Annotated in this window: 21 protein-coding genes; 4 read left to right on the top strand and 17 right to left on the bottom strand. The window is 45.3% G+C overall.

The window, feature by feature from the left end:
• Positions 1–256: 256 nt before the first annotated feature.
• The 4 genes from H9649_RS08455 to H9649_RS08470 form a co-directional block, all read right to left on the bottom strand.
• Complete coding sequence (locus tag H9649_RS08455; RefSeq protein ID WP_191694304.1) at positions 257–1465, bottom strand: polysaccharide deacetylase family protein; 1209 nt, start codon at positions 1463–1465, stop codon at positions 257–259.
• 92 nt (positions 1466–1557) lie between these two features.
• Complete coding sequence (locus tag H9649_RS08460) at positions 1558–2832, bottom strand: HlyD family secretion protein (protein ID WP_191694305.1); 1275 nt, start codon at positions 2830–2832, stop codon at positions 1558–1560.
• Position 2833: 1 nt separating this feature from the next.
• On the bottom strand, positions 2834–3520 hold the full coding sequence (locus tag H9649_RS08465) for a hypothetical protein (protein WP_191694306.1): 687 nt from the start codon (positions 3518–3520) through the stop codon (positions 2834–2836).
• Between the two features lie 287 nt (positions 3521–3807).
• A complete protein-coding gene (locus tag H9649_RS08470; RefSeq protein WP_191694307.1) occupies positions 3808–4257 on the bottom strand; it encodes a transcriptional regulator in 450 nt (149 codons plus the stop codon).
• 312 nt (positions 4258–4569) lie between these two features.
• Here H9649_RS08470 and H9649_RS08475 point away from each other — a divergent pair, with 312 nt between their 5' ends.
• Together H9649_RS08475 and H9649_RS08480 are read left to right on the top strand one after the other, a co-directional pair.
• Positions 4570–6147, top strand: coding sequence for a hypothetical protein (locus tag H9649_RS08475; protein WP_191694308.1), 1578 nt, complete (start codon positions 4570–4572; stop codon positions 6145–6147).
• Positions 6144–8888 carry a DEAD/DEAH box helicase gene (locus H9649_RS08480; protein WP_191694309.1) on the top strand — a complete coding sequence of 915 codons (2745 nt, stop codon included), beginning with the start codon at positions 6144–6146 and terminating at the stop codon, positions 8886–8888. Before H9649_RS08475 ends, H9649_RS08480 begins: the two co-directional genes overlap by 4 nt.
• 70 nt (positions 8889–8958) lie before the next feature.
• Here the strand turns inward: H9649_RS08480 and H9649_RS08485 are convergent, their stop codons facing one another.
• Positions 8959–9120, bottom strand: coding sequence for a hypothetical protein (locus H9649_RS08485; RefSeq protein ID WP_191694393.1), 162 nt, complete (start codon positions 9118–9120; stop codon positions 8959–8961).
• 286 nt (positions 9121–9406) lie between these two features.
• Positions 9407–9865, bottom strand: a complete 459-nt coding sequence (locus H9649_RS08490) for a single-stranded DNA-binding protein (RefSeq protein WP_191694310.1) — start codon at positions 9863–9865, stop codon at positions 9407–9409.
• Positions 9866–10131: 266 nt separating this feature from the next.
• On the opposite strand from H9649_RS08490, the gene H9649_RS08495 reads away from it, so the two are divergent.
• Positions 10132–10593, top strand: coding sequence for a YwpF family protein (locus H9649_RS08495; protein ID WP_191694311.1), 462 nt, complete (start codon positions 10132–10134; stop codon positions 10591–10593).
• A 73-nt stretch (positions 10594–10666) separates the two neighbouring features.
• On the opposite strand, the gene H9649_RS08500 is transcribed toward H9649_RS08495, so the two are convergent.
• The 8 genes from H9649_RS08500 to H9649_RS08535 all read right to left on the bottom strand — a co-directional run bounded on the left by H9649_RS08500 (position 10667) and on the right by H9649_RS08535 (position 15846).
• The gene (locus tag H9649_RS08500; RefSeq protein ID WP_191694312.1) at positions 10667–11023 is read right to left on the bottom strand and encodes a hypothetical protein; all 357 of its coding nucleotides are present in this window, start codon (positions 11021–11023) and stop codon (positions 10667–10669) included.
• 91 nt (positions 11024–11114) lie between these two features.
• Positions 11115–11504 (bottom strand): hypothetical protein, encoded by a 390-nt coding sequence (locus H9649_RS08505; RefSeq protein ID WP_191694313.1) that lies wholly within the window; start codon positions 11502–11504, stop codon positions 11115–11117.
• A gap of 128 nt (positions 11505–11632) precedes the next feature.
• Entirely contained in the window at positions 11633–12076 is a 444-nt protein-coding gene (gene fabZ, locus H9649_RS08510; protein WP_191694314.1) for a 3-hydroxyacyl-ACP dehydratase FabZ, read from the bottom strand.
• 54 nt (positions 12077–12130) lie between these two features.
• Positions 12131–12469, bottom strand: coding sequence for a DNA-directed RNA polymerase subunit beta (locus H9649_RS08515; RefSeq protein WP_225229757.1), 339 nt, complete (start codon positions 12467–12469; stop codon positions 12131–12133).
• Between the two features lie 22 nt (positions 12470–12491).
• Positions 12492–13328 carry a flagellar hook-basal body protein gene (locus H9649_RS08520; RefSeq protein ID WP_191694315.1) on the bottom strand — a complete coding sequence of 279 codons (837 nt, stop codon included), beginning with the start codon at positions 13326–13328 and terminating at the stop codon, positions 12492–12494.
• Between the two features lie 31 nt (positions 13329–13359).
• Positions 13360–14196, bottom strand: coding sequence for a flagellar hook-basal body protein (locus H9649_RS08525; RefSeq protein ID WP_191694316.1), 837 nt, complete (start codon positions 14194–14196; stop codon positions 13360–13362).
• Positions 14197–14229: 33 nt separating this feature from the next.
• The gene (gene mreB, locus H9649_RS08530) at positions 14230–15225 is read right to left on the bottom strand and encodes a rod shape-determining protein (RefSeq protein ID WP_191694385.1); all 996 of its coding nucleotides are present in this window, start codon (positions 15223–15225) and stop codon (positions 14230–14232) included.
• Positions 15226–15576: 351 nt separating this feature from the next.
• The gene (locus H9649_RS08535; protein ID WP_191694386.1) at positions 15577–15846 is read right to left on the bottom strand and encodes a sporulation transcriptional regulator SpoIIID; all 270 of its coding nucleotides are present in this window, start codon (positions 15844–15846) and stop codon (positions 15577–15579) included.
• 242 nt (positions 15847–16088) lie between these two features.
• On the opposite strand from H9649_RS08535, the gene H9649_RS08540 reads away from it, so the two are divergent.
• Positions 16089–16514: a hypothetical protein gene (locus tag H9649_RS08540; RefSeq protein ID WP_191694317.1), complete on the top strand. Its 426-nt coding sequence runs from the start codon at positions 16089–16091 to the stop codon at positions 16512–16514.
• 20 nt (positions 16515–16534) lie between these two features.
• Here H9649_RS08540 and H9649_RS08545 read toward each other — a convergent pair whose 3' ends face one another.
• From H9649_RS08545 to murA, 3 genes are all read right to left on the bottom strand, one after another.
• Positions 16535–17191 (bottom strand): M23 family metallopeptidase, encoded by a 657-nt coding sequence (locus H9649_RS08545; RefSeq protein ID WP_191694318.1) that lies wholly within the window; start codon positions 17189–17191, stop codon positions 16535–16537.
• A 10-nt stretch (positions 17192–17201) separates the two neighbouring features.
• Positions 17202–18173, bottom strand: a complete 972-nt coding sequence (gene spoIID, locus H9649_RS08550; RefSeq protein WP_225229759.1) for a stage II sporulation protein D — start codon at positions 18171–18173, stop codon at positions 17202–17204.
• A gap of 160 nt (positions 18174–18333) precedes the next feature.
• Entirely contained in the window at positions 18334–19635 is a 1302-nt protein-coding gene (murA, locus tag H9649_RS08555) for a UDP-N-acetylglucosamine 1-carboxyvinyltransferase (protein ID WP_191694319.1), read from the bottom strand.
• Between the last annotated feature and the right edge of the window lie 182 nt (positions 19636–19817).

A 19817-nucleotide genomic window follows, 5' to 3' on the forward strand; every position in this document is an offset into this window, starting at 1 on the left:
TTGATTGGTGAGTTGGTAGATGGATGGGAGATTTGCGATTTTATTTATAGTTATGAGGTTTTATTGTGAGATATGAGTTTTTTTGGAGAGATATGAGCTTTTTGAGTGAGATATGAGTTTTTTCTGTGAGATATTAGCTTCTGGAGGCGAATATGGACTTCTGTGTGGAGTTATGGACTTCTGCGGGGAGTTATGGACTTCTGCTTAATTGAAGCGCAATAAAAGAGCCCAGCTGGGGTGGCTGGGCTCTTGGCTGTTAGAGTTCTGGGTCTTTTAGGAAGTTTTTGCTTAGGTGGTTTGCTGGGTTGTACTTTTTGAGTTCGTAGCCTTCTTTTTGTAGCCATTCGATGATGGTTGGGAGAGCGATTGTTGTTTGGCTTCGGTCGTGCAGGAGGACGACGATGTTCTGTTGACCGGCTTTTGCTTGTTTGGTGATGCCTTCTTGGACGTTTTTAATGATTTGATCGGCTTCTGTATCTTTGTATTTCCAGTCATTGGAGTCGACGTCCCAGTCCCACATTTTGTAGCCCTGTTGTTTCAAGCTTTTTTGCATGGCGGGTGTGACATGTGGAGTGCTGCCGTATGGGACGCGGACGAGTTTGGATTGATTGCCGGATAGTTTAACGAGCAGTTCGATGCTTTCGGTCATTTCTGCCATGAAGTTTTCGGTTGATTTATAGACGGATGTTTGATCATGGGTCATGCTGTGGGCTCCGATGAAATGACCGCTATTTTTTATCGTTTTGACGATTGATTCGTTGTGCTTCATTTCGTTGCCGATGAAGAAAAATGTTGCGGGTACTTTGTAGTTGTTTAATGTTTCGTTGTTTTTTAGGGTGAACTGGTTTGGGCCGTCATCGAATGTTAGGTAGACGACTGGCTTTTTATTTGGATTAGGCTTTGTTGGTTTCGACGGGCTTGATTGGTCAGACGGCTTGGATGGTTTTGACGGCTTGGCAGGCGGAGTCGGTCTCGCATCCTCGATCGCTTTTTTAACCATCTGCTCAAATGCATCGTGGCCCATGTGCTTGTAATCGTCACGATAGATGCGGATGGTGTGGATGTTCGTGAAGTATTCCATTTTGAAGCCGATTTCGCGGGTTAGGAATTTCACGCTGATGAAGAGGGTGCCGTCGATGTTGATGATTGGTTTCCATTGCTGTTCGACGCCGTTTAGTGAAGTTTTACCCGTACTAGCGTCATAGATGAATTGTTTGCCGTATTTCTCGATTGTCGTTTTACCGCTTTCTGTTTTCACTGTTAGGTAAAACGCTTTTTCCATATCTGACAGCGGCACTTTCGTATCGCTGTCGATGACACGGATATCTTTGATTGGCAAGATGCGGTCGTGAAGGCCAATGACACGGTTTCCGTTGCCGACCGCTGCTTCTGCTTTGCCGATTCCGATTGACACGAATACTAGTAGGCCGAATACGATTGCTAGAATTGAATACACTTTTTTCATCTACTACTCCCCCGTTTCGTGAAGTTTCTATCTGTTACTCTATTGTCAGTGAGACAAGTTTAGAAGTCTAGGGGTTTTTCAATTTTTTGTATTTATTCTACAAAGCTGTATTTCAAATAGTTTTTCCATCCGAACGTCCGCCATTGGTTTTTTGTCGGCATTTCTACCGGGAATGGCAGGAAGACGTTGAATGGTGTGTCGAATGAATCGATGTTTCTGTTATAAATGGCAACGTCATCTTTCACGAGGCCTTCCGTTACGACGGCGCGGTTGGATACTTCGAATGGGATGGCAACTTCTGTGCGCATGCCTTTGCCGTCTTTATCGAGTTTCCAGGCGGTTGCTTGTTGTTTCGTATAGCCGTCTAGCCAATGGAGTTTCACTGATACGGCGTCGGCTTCGTTGACAATGATCGTTGCGTTGACGTTTGCGCCAAATGGCAATGCGGTCAATTCTTCTATCGGTTTAATGCCGATTTCATAGAATTCCAATGGATTTCCTTCCGTTGTTTTCGGTTCGAGCTGCTTGAATGCTTCTTTCCAACGGGAGTCTGTTGCTGGAATTTCAGACACGAAATAGACGGTTCCGTCGATAACTGTTGTTAGCCCATCTTGCTGGATACGGACAGGATCTCCTGTTTCGATTTTTTGCCATTCTTTCAGCTGGACGTACGTCGTTAACACTTTCGTGTCGCTGAAAATGTCTGCTGCGAGTGTAAAGCCGTGTTTGTCTATAGCGGACACCGTTCCGTTCACTGGACTGATTAATGCGGGATTTGAGTCGTTTTGGGAAAGTTGCGTCTCAAGAACTGTCAGTTTCCGGTCGATTTCCGCGCGCTCACGTTCTGCTTCTGCGATTGCTTGTGCGAAGGCGCCGTCTTGTTGGACGTCGACTTGGACATCAACGGTCAAATCGATGTTGTCGCTCGGTGATTCCGTCGTATTGACGTTTGCGGTGTTGCTTTTCGCATTTCTGCGGTCTGCTTCCAAGTTATAAATGGTCGATTCGATATCGATTTGTTGTGCGAAAAGCGCTTCCCGCTCGGCTTCCCATGCCGCGAGTTGGCTGTCTGCGCGTCCTGTTTGCAATGTCGCGATTTCATCCCCGACTTGCACGCGATCGCCTTCTTGGGCGAGCCAAGTATCGATCGTGTCATCTTCGCCGACGTAGACGTTGTAGATGTCTTCAGGTGAGACGAGCGCTTCTTTTTGCAGTTGTTCTTCGAAGTGATTTGACGTCATGCGCTCGTATTGGTGGACATACAGTGATTGCGGGACATCGCTTTTTGGTGAATAAAGCAAGTGGATATTCACTGCGATGAACAGGCTAATGATAATTGCGACGGTGATGGACATTCGTTTATTCATATTAGAAGCCACCTCCGAAAACTGAATTAAGTAGCGTGTCGAATGGAATAAATGCGACAGCAGCGGTGACGAGCGCCATTGCGACATGCAATCCGATGATCATCCAGAAATGTTCTTTTCGTTTTCCCTCGACTATGAAGGTGCGGATGTAACGGTATTGCAGTGTGATGATAAGCGCGCTGAAAATGGTTAATTGGTTCATGAACAGGATGAGATACCAGTTGTCCATAATTGTGACGGCGAGCGGGCCGAATGATAGGAACGATAGGCTTACCGTCGATCCTTTAATGGCAAAGACGCCAAATAGGAGTGCTTTTTCAAGTAGCAATAAACCCGTGACGAGCAGTTGTAGCGGTACAAGTTGTTTGTACGGAACTTTTGTCAGTAGCGACAATATGTACGCGACGCCAAATAGATGGAACGCTATGTATATAGCTGACCAGATGATTGTGCCAGCAAGTGATGCGTACCTTGCGATTATGTAGTCTGACGTTGACATCGTCGTTAATAATGCTGTCAGTGATTCAGTGTTCAACCCCCAAAGGTTGCGCAAAACGAAAAGGAGGATGCCTGTAATGAAAACGATAACGAGACGTCTATTAAATTGACGCATTTCGCTCGTTTGTATAGCTGTTGCTAAGTCGTGAGGTCTTGTCACGTAATGCCAAAACCTGTAATCAAAAAACATGGCGACGCTCCTTTCTTCTATTAAATGAGTACTCTATGTCCAGTCTTCTATCTTCCACTCTATCAAATATAGAGAAATATTCAATTTTGTTAATGAAAAAGCGACATATGTATAGGTTTAATTGTAACTGCCAAGTGTAGTTATGGATAGTGGTCAGTCGATTTTGGTGCCGATTATATTATAGAATGGGCGTTAATTTGTATACCCTATATTGCTAGTGTTGAAACTGAACGTAAAAAGACACTTATCGTTTTGTCGCCCGATAAGTGTCTTTTAAATGGTTTTCTTCAAAGTCCATGCAATCCTTCCGTCAGTTGAGTGAATAATGGTACGTTATTCGTTTCGAGTGCGTAATCGATCATACGCAGGCAGTTTTGTGTTTCGAGTTCTTTTATGATGAGCTCCGCTTCTTCCGTGACGACTGTCGGCATTGGAATTTTGAGGTCGAGTACGCCTTCGAGAATGGTTGTTAGGTGTAAGTGCAGATCCGAAATGAGCAAGAGCTGATAGAGTGGGAGTCGGATGAAACGGTTGCCCCGCTGGAAGACGAATACTTCCCCGAGGTTTTCGACTTGCAAGCTTTTGACGTTGACGACAATTTCTTTCCCTTCAGAAGGAACAAACTGGTATACTTCACCGCCTTTTAAAATGGAGAAATATTGGTACGCGAACACGAGGCGTAGACGGAAGTCTTCCTGACTAGTGAAAAAAGGTCTCATACGCTGAACAGAAAGCATTTTCATCCCTCCATCATTGAATATTCCAACTATTTATAGTTTATCATAACACTAGTAGTTTTGTGAATGATTTGTTTTCTATCTTATTCAAACGGTGCCGAATAATTGACGTTTATTTAGGAGTTTTTTTCTGTCGTGCCCCGTTCATGGGGTAATGGTTACTGTTTTCATTGTAAAACCTCCATTTAGACCGCTATTTCCACAGGTTCTTGTTTTTTTGTCTGTTTAGAATTGTTTTCAGATTGAATTCGTTTACGGTTACGGTGTGCAAGCATTATAATAAAGGGAATGCTTATTTTGAGGAGTGACCCGATGTACATGACAGTGGAACGAGTTTCTTATTTGCATGAACATGAAATAGATGAATATATGACAAGTATTAAACATGCATTCAGACCGGATATTAATGAAGATGCACAAATTATTAGGAATGCAGTGGCATTAGTGCGCAAAGGTGTTCCGATTACGTATGAATCTGGCGATGATGGCAGCAGAATTGATGCGACGTTCATGGACCCGGATAATGAAACTGTCCAGCTCTATCCGCTGAAACAGGATTCGGTATGTACGTGCAGGCAACCTGATTGGTGCGTCCATAAAGTCGCTGTCATTTTACATTTGTATTCCCAATTCAACTCATTGACGGATTGGCTGCATGACTGGCAGCGCCGTGAAATTGAGCAGATGGTATTAACGATTTCAGAGCGCACGCCTACAGCATGGAATGACGTACTTGCTAGGTTAACAAAGCCTCTTTCTCAACTGGCAGAAGGTGAAAATCCGAATGTCTTCATCCATGAAGCATCTCTCATGGATCAAAAAGTGATTCCTTTATATCCGTTCGAATGGGAGTGGAAACCTCTGTTTGAACTGTTTTATAGATTGCATTTAGTGGAATCGGCATGGTCTTATTTACAAGTCCATCTCGAAGGCGTTAAGCATCCGTCCTACCGCGAGTGGCAATTAAAGACGTGGCTGTCCGAACAAACCGATAAGATCGATGACAAAGTGCAGTCGCTAAGCAATAAACTGCGCTTGTTTGAAACGGATGTGTTCTATAAATCTCTCGAGGAGAACGTCCGCCGTTTCATCTTGAACAGCGACGGCTTGTTCGAGTCAAGGCTTGAAATTTATTCGAGTGTGACGGAACTGTTATATGTTGATCCTGCGACGCAGAAGAAAGAATTGTCTTTCCTGCTGTCTACGGATGATATCGATGCTCCGTTTTTTGCGGCTTATTTCCATTTAACGCAAGGTGATGAAGAAGCATTAGCGGAAGTAGCTGCAAAAGCAGGCGGCGAGCTTGTCGACCATTGGTTACCGCTTGCCGACCACGCGACAGATATGGATGAAATGGGTGCATTGCGAATTATAATGGAGACGATTTATCCGCATATTAGCGCGTATTTCCAAAACATTTCTCTTTCTACAGAAAAATATCACTTTATCCGTCTCATTGACGGTCTTCTTGAAATTGCAGACTTTACGGAAGAACGCCGTGAAGCGCTTTTTATGGCGTACGGTGAAGCGGGCGTCAGCACGTTCGGTGATTTCCTCATTGAACGGGAAAGGTTTGCGGAATGGGCTGCGCTTATGCACCGATATGATATTCCGTATGACGGGATTGAGTCGAATACGATGCGTTTCGTACTTGCGAATGATCCCGCTGCCGTCATGCCGCTTCTTCATGTATATGCGATGCGGTTCATCCAAGAGAAGAATAGGCATAGTTACCGCCGCGCCGTTCGGCTGTTTAAAAATATGAAAACCGGTGCGAAAAAGAGCGGCAAAATCGAGTTCTGGAATACGTACATCGACACAGTGCGTGAGCAATTCAGACGATTGCGCGCTTTAGCAGAAGAAATGGAAAAGGGGAATTTGAATCTATGATGAATATGGATGCATTGAATGTACTTTTCCAATTACGTATTCAGCGCGGTGCGGATGGCACGTATGCGCTGTCTGCAGAAGATGGCAATGGCCGCCTTGTGTCTCCCACTCGCCTTTCCTCTTTCCTGTTTTTCATGAATGAACAGGCGCTATACGGATTGATGTCAACTACGGATGAAAATGTCGTTTACTTAAATACGAATGAGTTTTTGCAAGTGTTTGCTGGCAAGACGCATCCTTATGCGACGTTTAGCGGGTTGACGAGGGATGACGAAGTCCATTTGTCTGCATTGAAGGAAGCGGCTAGTGTTTGGAATGGTCCTGATTTTTGGCAACATGCTGAACTGGACGCAGGTGAAATACGATTTGACGAAGATAAGTTAGGCATTTCCTCTCTATCTGCGATGATTTTGCATGATGCGATTCGGGAAAAAATCCAGACTTCTGCCATCCATCTTGATCAGTTGCCGGCGTTGTTGCCGCATTTACGCAAGTTCGGTTGGCCTGGTGAGTCTGTATCGACAATGCCGATCCGTGTCGCGTTCCGGTTGACGGAGCCTGCTGATGATGGCAGTACGGAATGGCTTCTTGAGACGGTTGTCGTCAGTGAGCGCGGTGCACATTGGGCGCCTGCTGTGCGCAAGTTGAATGCACCGATTGAAGATGCGTTGCCTGCGAAGTGGAAAGAGTATGCAGCTGAAATTAGCGAGAAGCAGTCTGAGATGGTGTCCTTTTTGCGTTCAACGGAAGTCGATCCCGGGCAACGCTTTTTGTCGATGCCGATGTCAGATCCTGAAGTCCGGTTGTTCATTCAGGAAGATTTGCCTGTGTTCCAGTCGTTCGGGTATGCTGTCATCCTTCCTGCTTGGCTGAAGACGGTGACGGAGTCGAAGATGCGAGTTCGTACGAGTGCGAGTGTCCAGTCGTATAAGGCAGCTGCAGGTCTTGATGAAGTACTGTCGTTCGATTGGAACTTCTCGCTTGCGGGCAAGGAGATCGATCAGGATTCATTCCGCAAGATGGTTGATGAGAACCGGGAGTTCATCCGTTCGGGTGATGAGTGGTTCCATATCGATCCACTTTGGCTTAAGCGTATTAAGGAGCTCATGGAGCAGGCGGATTCTGGTGAATGGACAGTTAAGGATTTACTGTTCCAGGAGATTCCTGAAGAAATCGTGCCGATTGAAGATGATGAGGAATCGGATGATCCATTGCTTGCGTTTTCAATGAAACAGTCGTTGCGTGAGTATGTGGAGATGATTTCGGATAAATCGGGCTTGCCTGACGCGGGTATCCCGGATGCGTTGCAAGCTGAGCTCCGACCTTATCAAGTTGAAGGGTACAATTGGCTCGTCTTTATGCGCGATTATAAGTTTGGTGCATGTCTTGCGGATGATATGGGGCTTGGGAAGACCGTTCAGCTCATTTCGTATTTGTTGAATGTCCACGGTCGAACTGCGACGACGTCCCCTTCGCTCATCATTTGTCCGACGAGTGTGCTCGGTAACTGGCAGAAAGAGATTGAGCGATTTGCTCCGTCGCTATCCGTGCATACCCATTATGGACCGTCGCGCGCGAAAGGCGAGGAGTTTGTTGCGTTGCTTGCGGAGCAAAGACCCGATGTCATTTTGACGACGTATGGGACAGCGACACAAGACGATGAAACGCTTGGTGAAATTGTATTTGCGAGCATTACGCTTGATGAAGCGCAAAATATTAAAAACATGCAGACGAAGCAATCACGGGCGATTCGTAAGTTGCACGGTGATCATCAGATTGCGTTGACGGGTACACCGATTGAAAATCGTTTGTCTGAGTTGTGGGCGATTTTTGATTTCATTCATAAAGGGTATTTTGGCAGTTTCCGAACGTTTACGGAACAGTTCATCATTCCGATAGAACGGGACGATGCTGACCTTGAGAAACGGAAGCTGCGGGCAAAGATCCGTCCGTTCTTATTGCGCAGGACGAAAAACGATCCTGATTTACAACTTAATTTGCCGAAGAAGCTTGAGCAGAACGAATACGTCGCATTGACGACTGAGCAAGCGGCGCTGTATGAAAGTTTCATTGAAGATACGAAGTTCAAGTTGGAAACGTTGACCGGTTTTGAACGTAAAGGGCTCATTTTGAAAATGTTGAGCCGGTTGAAGCAGTTGTGTAATCACCCTGCGTTGTTCCTGAAGGAGCCAGGCGCACCGGCTGAACAGATGCTTGGGCGTTCGATTAAGCTTGACCGGATCGTGTCGATGGCTGCAGAGATTGCAGCGAACGGTGAGCAATGTCTCATTTTCACGCAGTATATCGGAATGGGTCAATTGATCCGCCAATGTCTGTCTGAGTTGCACGAGATTGATGTGCCGTTCCTTTCTGGCAGTATGCCTAAAGGTCAGCGGGATCATCTCGTTGAAGCTTTCCAGGCAGGAGAATTCCCGATTTTCATTCTGTCTCTTAAAGCTGGTGGAACGGGATTGAATTTGACGGGCGCGAATCATGTGTTGCATGCGGACCGTTGGTGGAATCCTGCAGTTGAGAATCAGGCGACAGATCGTGCATACCGGATTGGTCAGACGAAGTTCGTCCATGTGCATAAGTTTGTTAGCGTCGGTACGATTGAAGAGAAAATCGACAAAATGCTTGTCGAGAAAGCTGCGTTATCCGCAGATCTTATTCAGTCGAGCCAATGGATTACAGAACTGTCCGATACGGAACTGGACGATTTGTTGACGTTTAAGCGATAGTCATTTCCGCCTCTGTACCTTTCATGGTGCCGGGGCTTTTTAATTTGCCTTGCGTGGTTTTAGCGGATAATTAAAGACGGCTTGTCTCACGGTTCGCGAGGAATGAAATGCGGTTACTCACACGTTCGTTTTCTTCCAGGTCATTGATGCGCTCGTTGAGATTGGCGATAATGCGAATAAGTTCACCGATTTGGAGTTCCATCCTGATCAATTTCTTTTCCATTTTATCCATTGTCCTTCCCCCTCTCATTTGGAGTTGCGGCAGGAGCGGTCTGTCCCGCCGCAATTGTGTGTTCGGCTAAGATCATAGCCCTTTTTCGCAGCAAGCATTGCAGTTGGACGCAATGCTCCCCTATCTGATCTGTGTGGATACGGATAGATCCCCATCCATCCGTAATCCGGATCCTTTTTACATTCATCAATCTCGCAGTAGACATTAGTGCTTTTCTTGCTGACGATTCAATCCGGAATTTCATTTACCCATTTCTGATTCTATCGGTATGTATGCATTTGATAGATCAGAAGATGGGCAATCCGCCTTTTTCGTCTTGTGGCAGTTGGAAGTTCTTCCGGGCATTCTCTTCTTCGCTAAGAGTACCCTTTCGATCCACTGCTTTCGTGCTGAAAACAGGCTCTTCGTACATGTTTTCATTCTCACGCCTTTTTGTCGAAAGGAAACGGATTTCCTCGCCAATGACTTCTGTAACAAAAACGCGTGTGTTATCTTCCCGTTCGTAAGTCCGTGATTGGATGCGTCCACCTACACCGATCAATGAACCTTTTCCGCAATGCTTCGCCGTATTTTCCGCTTGTTTGCCCCAGGCGGTACAAAGGATGAAGTCGGCATCCACTTCGCCTTGCTGGTTTTTGAATTTGCGGTTGACGGCGAGGATGAAACTCGTTTGCAGTCTACCTTCCGACAATTTACGTAAGACAGGATCTTTTGTGATACGTCCTACAAGCGCCACTTGGTTCACGTTTTTTCCTCCTTCCCAATGTGATGCCCTTATCATATAACTTAAGTCGGAATATTTGCAACTGAACAAAAATAGGTTTTCACTGCATTTCTAGTAGGAATTTGACGTTTTATGTTTGCGGGTTTTGCGTTTACTTGTCAAAAAAGAGGATGATGACAACGTATCACTTAATTTTCGTTAATGGAAGATAATAAGAGTTTGACCGGTTTTCGAAGTATTTTGGGAGATATGGTATACTGAGAGAAAAAGTGAGAGGGGTGGCGGCTTTGAAGACTTTTAAAATGATTTCAGTCGGCATATTGGATGATGACAAAATTGTGGATTTTCCACTTGTTGACGGGATTATTATTAACCAGGAGAACAGTCATCGGCTGTGGGTGTTGGAGTTGTTTATCGCAAGCGAGCATGCAGCGTATTTCGATCGTCTAAAGGAATCGGGCGAGCTTGTAGAAGCGCGGGTTGTCATTTCTTATCCTGGTAACGAGCCGGCAGGATTCCGTGTTACTGTCGATGCTGTGCAGCAAATCGGTGATAATATCTCTGTTTTAATGAAAGGCCGATTAAAGCGTGCACGCTCTAAGTACGCGGAGCATTTATTAGAGGAACTTATTACGGAAGGGCTTGGCGGCGATGAGTTGCTGAAGCGCTTTGAATCGGACATGCGTGAACGTCCTCGTTTGAAGAAAGATAAAGAGCGTCAGGATGACCTTTCAGAAGAGCTGCCTTGATGATCGGGCGGCTTTTTCATTCGACAATACATAAGAAAAACCGCCATGAAGGCGGTTTTTATACGGCTTGCAGTTAGCGGTTGTTCATTCCATCTTTTTTGTCACGGTTCATTTTGGAGTCATCCGTTCCGTTCACGTTAGTATCATCCATGATACCGTCGTTCGTCTTATCCATTCCGTCCATCGATCCATTATTACGGTTGTTATCATTCATGATGCCATCATGTACATCATTTCCTGAATCAAGTCCATCGTTCATGCCATCCATGTCCGGTCCTGCACCGTTATTCACTTTTGGCGTCATATCACGCAAACCATTATCCAGACTTTCCATTGGTGTTTCATTGTTGGATGGTACGTTGTCATTACCGCCACACCCAGCCAAAACGAGTCCGGAAACAAGTGCAAGTGGTATCGCTTTTTTGAACATGAAAATTCCCTCCTTTCCACAAGCCGTCTATCATACAAGCGTATGATAATGTAGGTTGGCTTAAAAAGAGGGAACTATCCATTGGATTTTATTAGTTGTTTTCCATGCGGTCAGTAAGAAGCAACTCGATATATGTAGCTTCCGCTTTACAGCCATAATTGTAATGCGTATCGAGTTTTTCCTGTTTCATCTGAATGGAAGCAATCTGTTCTTCACTTGGCGGCTCGTTTAAGACACGGTGAATCACTTCATTAATACGCTGTGCAAGGTCTTCATGGAACTTCGCATCCGCTTTCACTTCATCAGGAATTTTTGAATACCATAATGCTTTTGTTGTAATATAGTCGCGCCACAATTCAACAAAGTCCGCAATATCGTATTTGTTCTCATCCCATTCGATATTTGCCATGTACTGCTCGAATGTCTGTGTGATGGAACGCGTAATACTGCTCTTTATATTTGGCGAAAGATCTTTATACATTGCTAATTGGTACCTCCTACTTTAAACGTGCATGTATTGGATGTACAAAACATTTTCAGTTTCAGTACAGTTGTAAATGTATTTGTATTTCATTACCTATTGTATCGAAATTTTTGCATGCGTGCAAATTAATTTGACAATTTCTGCACAGGCCCGAGTGCGAATGTGATTTCCGTTTCACAAGCAACTTCGCCTTCTACTGTGGCAATCGCCTTCCCTTTACCGATCGATCCGCGCATCCGCGTAATTTCCACTTCCAGTTTGAGGGTATCGCCTGGAACGACTTGGCGTTTGAAACGGCAATTGTCGATTCCTGCGAAAAATGCCAAACGTCCACGGTTTTCCTCTTTTTGGAGCATCGCGACTGCACCAACTTGTGCAAGCGCTTCCACAATGAGAACGCCCGGCATGACAGGATATCCTGGGAAATGCCCGTTGAAGTATTCTTCGTTTATCGTTACGTTTTTCAAGCCTACCGCACGTTTTCCTTCTTCAAGTTCCGTAATCCGGTCAACCATCAGAAAAGGATAGCGATGCGGAATGATTTGTTGAATCTGTTCTGCAGTTAGCATGACTTCATCCCCCAACTATATGTATGATATTAAAAATTGAAAACGGAAGAGCCTTTAAGACTCTTTTCCGCTTAAAATATCGATTATATGCGTCCACGTTTCCATTTTCAACACATCGGACGGCTGTCCGTCGCCGATATAACCGTAACCGAACATCGCACCAAATACAGCAGCAGCGGCGAAAATAGCAACAACGATAATGATCCGCAACCAAATGGGGAATAATCGTATTTGAACCCACATTCGCGGTTTTGCGTTCGTTTCCTCTTTCACTTGCGGCTTGCGCTTGTTGCTCTGATTGCGTTGCATTCTGGACGCGACGATCTGTTGCTCAGTGGCATCTTTTTGTTTCATATGATCCCATTGTGGTGTTTTTTGTTTGTCATCTATCATATCGATTTCTCCCTGGCACGAATTACCGGATGCTGTTAATTAACCCTAGCATCTGATCGGCAAGTGTTACGGTTCGTGCATTGAATTGATAAGAGCGCTGAACGTTTATAAGATCTGTCATCTCTTTTTCATAATTGACATTGGATGCTTCAAGTTTTTGGTTTTCCATACCGATCCGGTTACGTTGGGCACCGTTCATTTCTGTCAATACATCTGCTGCTGTTACGCCTAATTCAGCGAGATTCGTTGGCAACGCGAAGTCCGTGGACGATAGCCGCGTCATAAGGTTTGGGCGCTCAAGCGTTGTAACACCCATTTGAATTCTGTCTGTCGTGCCGTCGTTTTGCGTCACCTCAAGCACACCACCAGGCAACATATTGTAGCCTTTCGCATTGTCTGCGAATGTGATCGGTTGGCCAGCGCTGTCCGCTACAGGATACCCTTCACCGTTCACAAGCATAACGTTTCCGCCTGCTACAGGTGAAATGTAAAAATTCCCCGCGCGTGTATATACTGTCTGCTCGCCGTTTTCAGTAGGCATGATGATGTTGAAATACTGTTTCGGTTCTGTAAAAGCAAAATCGAGGTCGCGGCCCGTCATTTGAAGAGAACCGACTTTCCAGTTCATGTGCGCTGATCCGAGCATTGCACCAACTCCGTATCTGATGCCAGCTGGTGATTGACGCTCTGCAGTATCCGCTTTATCGTTATTGAATTGCTGATAGAGCATTTCTTGGAAGTTCGTCTCATTTGTTTTATACCCATTTGTTGCTGCGTTTGCAAGATTGTTACCGATATTATCGATTTGGTGCTGCAACTGATTCATCGTATTGACTGCTGTGGACATTGACCGTATCATCTTTTCACGTGTCCCCTTTCAATGCGCCTCATCAATTGACGCGCCCGATTTCGTTCACTGCTTTTTCCATGCTGCGGTCATACGCTTGAAGGATTTTCTGATTCGCTTCGAAAGCGCGGTATGCCGCCAGCATATCCGTCATCGTTTTCCCTGAATCTACGTTGGACATTTCTAAGTATCCTTGTTGGAATGAATACCCGACACCCGCTGCGCCTTGTGCATTTGGCAAGTTACCTGCATCACTCGTAAACAGTCCGTTACCTGATTTTGAGAGTGCACCTGGTTGCTGTGCGAATGCTACACCTAGTGTCGCCACTACAGCTCCATTTTCCATAACGTCACCAGTGCTCGAAACACTGAAATCGTCATTTTGTAGCTGGATCCGCTGACTGTTCGCGTCAAGGACAAAATAGCCCGAAGGATTCGTCAAGTAGCCGTTTGCGTCAACAGTGAAGTTACCGTTTTTCGTGTAAGATTCAGTTCCATTGCCATTGTCCAATTTAAAGAATATTGCCCCAGGTGTTCCTGTTGCTTCGTCAATCGGTAAATTACCGTCAATGAGCGCAATATCTGTTGTCATGCCCGTTTCACGTAGCGAACCTTGGATGAATGATGGCATCGTTTCTTGCATATAGACACCTGTCGATAAATCACCGACTGGAGATAAGCCTCTCAGATTCAATCCTTTTTGAGTAGGTATATGTGTACTATCCAAATTGGACATAAGCATTTCAGGAAATGAACGGATACTCGATTGCTCCGCTTTAAATCCCGGTGTGTTGGCGTTAGCCATATTGTTCGCAAGCATCTCCGTCCTACGCTGTTGCGCAATCATGCCGGATCCAACTGTATAAAAACCTTTGAACATAGAGCACGCCTCCTTTCATTTGTTCAAAAAACGTTAAAATCGTCTGTTTGATTTACTTATATTATCGAGCAGAATGCCTGTCCCGATTGCAACACAGCCGAGCGGATTGTCGGATACGAAGACGGGTACTTTCAGTTCTTCTGCCAGCAGCTGATCAAAACCGTGTAGCAATGCCCCGCCTCCTGTGAGGAAAATACCTCTGTCGATAATATCGGCAGATAGTTCTGGAGGCGTCTTTTCAAGGACGTTTTTCGCAGACTGAACGATCATTTCAATCGTTTCACTCATCGCATCAAGGACTTCACCCGAATGGATTGTTACAGTGCGCGGAAGGCCCGTTGCCATATCACGGCCCCGGATATCCATCTCTTCTTTGCGTCCGCCTGGAAAGACGGTCGCGATTGTCATTTTAATTATTTCAGCTGTCCGTTCACCGATCAGCAGTCTATGTTTTCGCTTGATGTATTGAATAATATTATTGTCGAGCATGTCGCCTGCCGCTTTAAGTGATTCAGACGTCACGATATCGCCCATCGACAGAACTGCGACATCAGTCGTGCCACCACCTATATCGATGACCATGTTGCCGCTCGGTTGGAAGATGTCCATTCCTGCACCGATTGCTGCGACTTTCGGTTCTTCTTCCAAGTATACGCGTTTACCGCCAGATTTTTCGACAGCATCTTGAATGGCTTTCTGTTCGACACGTGTAATATTCGTCGGACAGCAAACTAGGATTGTCGGCTTCGATAGGAAACCTTTAACGTTCAATTTGTTGATGAAATGACGTAACATCGCTTCTGTCACATCAAAATCCGCAATGACACCGTCTTTCATCGGACGAATGACGATAATATTGCCCGGCGTTCTACCGACCATATTAAACGCTTCTTCTCCGACAGCCAGTACTTTATTTGAATGTTTGTCGAGCGCTACAACTGCGGGCTCGTCCAACACAATGCCTTTTCCTTTTACGTGAATCAACACATTTGCAGTCCCCAGGTCGATTCCGATATCTTTTGAAAACATCAATCCTAGCTTCCCCTTCCAGCTTCTTGATCGTTCCTATTTTTACGTACTCATCTAACTATATATTGTATCATACCGAATCTTTGTTGAACACAAACATCGACACTATTTTTCATATTTTTATTCAGCAATAAAATTTTGTCGAATGATGTCGATTTGCTAATTTTAACAGGTGATTTCAGGAAACTGTGATTATACTTATGGTTGCTTGCTAGTACTTTATATTACCCATCCCATTGGCATATGTATTTTTATTAAACTTTATTTTATATGTTCCTCATTTTTAGCATGCGAAAAGACAGGGTATCCGCATTCGCGTACGAATGCTAATGAGGTCCCCGTCCGTTTTCGTTACGTATTGCGAGCCTTCTTATGTTCATTCATCCATTTCATTCGTGTTGCTTCACCGCCTCTTAAATGTCTGACAGACTTATGATAGGCAAGTACTCTCGCGACTTCTTCAGATAACTCCAGATCCACATTTGGCAGACGTTCTGTTAAATCTTTATGGACCGTGCTTTTGGAGTAGCCTGTCGCTTTCGCGAGTGCCCGTACGGTAAGTCCAGTGTCCAGCAACATTTTGCCGAGGCGCACGCATCGCCTCCGAATTTGCTCGTGCACGCCCTCTTCCTTTCCTGTCAGCTCCATTTCTTCCTTTATCTTATGCTGGGGATAGGATGGTTATGTCTGGGCACGCTAGGCAATATAAGTTCAAGTGCTGATTTGTCTTTGTTTTTTTCGCGGGAAGACTTTTGTTGTAGGAGATGGGTCGGTCGCGCTGGAGTGGTTTTGACAAATTTAAGCTTGGTTTTGGATGTGGATTGAGCGGATGCCGAGCGAAATTGAGCGGGTGTGGACGCGCATTGAGCGAATGGCATGCGACATTGAGCGGTTGTGCCCGTGGATTGAGCGGATGCCGAGCGACATTGAGCGGTTGTGGACGCGCATTGAGCGGATGGCATGAGACATTGAGCGGTTTTGGACGTGCATTGAGCGGATGGCATGCGGCATTGAGCGGTTGTGCCCGTGGATTGAGCGGATGGCATGCGGCATTGAGCGGTTGTGCCCGTGGATTGAGCGGATGGCATGCGGGATTGAGCGGATGGCATGCGGGATTGAGCGGTTATAGCCGTGCATTGAGCGGTTGTGCCCGTGCATTGAGCGGATGCCGAGCGATATTGAGCGCGGCTGACATGTTTACGGGCGCGGCCCTGTGTATGCGGAGCAATCCATCTCATTCATCTATTCCACCCCCGGCGCGATTAAAAAAAGCCATCCCGCAAAAATGACGCGGGAGTGGCTTGGTTGGTTAGAATGCTAGGTATGAGCGCGGGTTCACTGGGATGCCGTCTTCGAGTACTTGGAAGTGCAAGTGTGTGCCTGCTGCGGCGTTCCATTCGTTGCTTGTGGCGGTGCCGAGTGATTGTCCTTGGGTTACTTGGTCGCCTTCTTTAACGAGGATGCCTGTGAGCGAGCTATAGATTGTTGTTAGTCCGTCAGCGTGTGTGATTGTGATTTCGCTGCCTGCGAATTCGTCGATGACGACTTCTTCAACAGTTCCACTCAATGCTGCGACGACTTCGAATGGCTGGTCTTCCATTGAGATGGAGACACCTTTGTTCGTCAAGTATGTCTGGCTGAAAACGAGGAGCGCTTTCTCTCTCATTTCTTCATCTGCTTCTGCATCATAGTACTCTTGCAGAATGGCCATGCTGTCGTGATCGTCTTCGTTGAACGGATACTTAAGTACTTCGTTCGTTGCGTTCGTTTCTACGACTAGTTCGTTGTTTGGCTGTTGTGTCACTTCGATTTCATCGGCACTATCTTTTTGGACAATGGCGTTAAAGCCCCAAACCATGCCGACGAAGACGATTGCTAGACCTGAGTAGATGGCTGGCCAAAACCATCTATTCTTTTTCTGACTCTTATTCTTCTGAGAAGGGGATTTCGGTTTTTCTTCTCGCATTATCATCACCTCACTTGCTATTGTTTGCAAGTGATAGCGTTTTTAAACATTCTGATTCATCAAGTTCAAACTTTTTTATTTCTGTGCCGGAATAGTAGTACGTTAGAATTGATTCTGCGGACCATCCTTTTTGTGCAAATGCTTCTGCACCGTACTGGCTCATGCCGACGCCGTGTCCATATCCTTTTGTTGTGATGATAACGATTTTGTTTGTAATATCGTACGCAATATTGAAGTCGGTCGATGCAATTCCAAGTAGTTCACGCATTTCTCTGCCTGTCTTTTCAAAGTTCGTGGAGACGGCTTTTTGGACTCGTCCTGTATGGTTGCGTACGAGTTGAAGGCTTTTGAATTGATCCGCTTTCCAATCACCACCGACTGCTTTGTTCCATTCTTCAATCGGCATTTCAAGTCGGCGCTCCACTTCTGCGGCAACAATTGCTTCACCCGGGCTTTCTACGCTTTCCAAGTAAGGTATAGGATTGCCGCTATAGTTTTTCGCGGTTTCTGTTTTGCCATTAGACGTAGAAAAGAACATGGCGGTTATCATTTCATCTTCATAAACGATAATATCGCCAGTCGTTGAATCAATGATTTCACGCAACCTTTTTTCATTTGCTTTGTATTCTTTCCCCCAACGTTTTTTACGTTCCGCGGGGCTTTTATAAACTTGAGCTGAAACGGTTGCTACAATTGGCCTCCTTCCCATATCTGTCGCACGCAATGCGTATGTCCGTGCCGCGATTGCTTGCGCGCGCAATGATTCGTCATGAAACCCCATTGGCATTTCACCTGCCACGACGCCGAGTACGTACTCGTCAATCGGTATAGGCTTGTCCTCGCCATCCACCGTAATGTGTATGACGCAAGGGTCAGGCTTGTCCTCCATCGCTACATGCCGGTCAGGTTCAATCGTGTTTTTAAATAAAATAGGAATAAAGAATAGAAGTAGGATGAATAAAACTGCTAGTAGTTTGTCCATAATTAATTGTATGAAGGTAGTCTATGATTCATTCAGAAAAAGTGCATATTGTTAAAAACTGAAATTCTTTCATTAGTGCCCAATAAAAAAACTGTCTCACATCGGTTAACCGACGTAAAGACAGCTTTAGTAGCAACAAATAAGTGTATGATTGCGTACCTTAGACAAGTTGCTCTTCTTTTTCAGTAGTTGTTTCTTCAGATGAAACGCGTTCGATATCTGCACCGAGTGCTTTCAATTTCTTATGGAAATCGACATAGCCACGATCCAAATGGATTAGTTCCGTAACTCTAGTTGTACCTTCAGCTACAAGTCCAGCTAAGATTAAAGCTGCTGCCGCACGAAGATCTGTCGCCGCCACTTCTGCACCTTGTAGATCGGATGGTCCTGAAATGATGACTGAACGACCTTCAATTTTAACGCTCGCGTTCATACGACGGAATTCTTCGACGTGCATGAAGCGGTTTTCAAATACGGTTTCAGTCAATACGCCTGTGCCTGATGCCGTTAACATTAATGCCATCATCTGTGATTGCATATCTGTCGGGAATCCTGGGTGAGGCATTGTTTTAAGGTCTACTGCTTTTAACGGATGTGCTGCTCGAATGCGCAATCCTTCGTCCAGTTCAGTGATCACAACGCCCATTTCAGTCAGCTTGGAAATTAAAGCCGCGTTATGTTCAGGAACTGCATTGTCGATTGTCACGTCTCCTCCGGTAATTGCTGCTGCAACCATGAACGTACCTGTTTCAATACGATCTGGAATGATATGGTGAATTGTTCCGTGAAGTTCACTTACGCCTTCGATACGAATTGCATCCGTACCTGCACCGATTACGCGACCGCCCATTTCATTAATGAAGTTCGCCAAATCGACAATTTCCGGCTCTTTCGCCGCGTTTTCGATAATTGTCGTTCCTTTTGCTAAAGCTGCAGCTGTCATAATGTTTTCCGTCGCACCGACACTTGGGAAGTCTAAGTAAATCTTTGCTCCTTTTAAGCCATTTGGCGCTTTCGCTTCAACATGTCCGTGACCGAATGAGATTTCTGCACCCATCGCTTCAAATCCTTTAAGATGTTGATCGATTGGTCTAGATCCGATTGCACAGCCGCCTGGAAGTGCGACACGTGCAAATCCGTTACGCGCTAGTACGGGTCCCATCACTAAAATGGAAGCGCGCATTTTACGTACATATTCAAATTGTGCTTCGTTAGCAAGCCTATTTGTTGAATCTATGATTACTTCTCCACGTTCAGCATCATATTCAACTTTCGCGTTTAGGCTTTTGACCACTTCGTTAATTGTTGATACGTCTGATAGATTTGGTACGTCACGGATGATGTTCGGTCCATCCGACGCAAGCAAAGCTGCCGCCAAAATCGGTAATACCGCATTTTTCGCACCTTCGACACGAACGTTACCGTGTAAGACACGTCCACCGTTTATAATTATTTTGTCCACAAAAAGTCCCTCCGACTTCAAATTTATACTTTTTGCCATATGATTGTCTGTACCTTTAATTCATCATAGTTTAAACATGAAAACACATACTATTTTACAGTCCTTCTGTTTCCATAACAAGTACCTACAGGGCTATTTAGGGTCTATCTACAAGATAGTCTATAATATGTACCCTTTTGACG

It is taken from the genome of Sporosarcina quadrami (genome assembly GCF_014836615.1).
Taxonomy (GTDB): Bacteria; Bacillota; Bacilli; order Bacillales_A; family Planococcaceae; genus Sporosarcina; species Sporosarcina quadrami.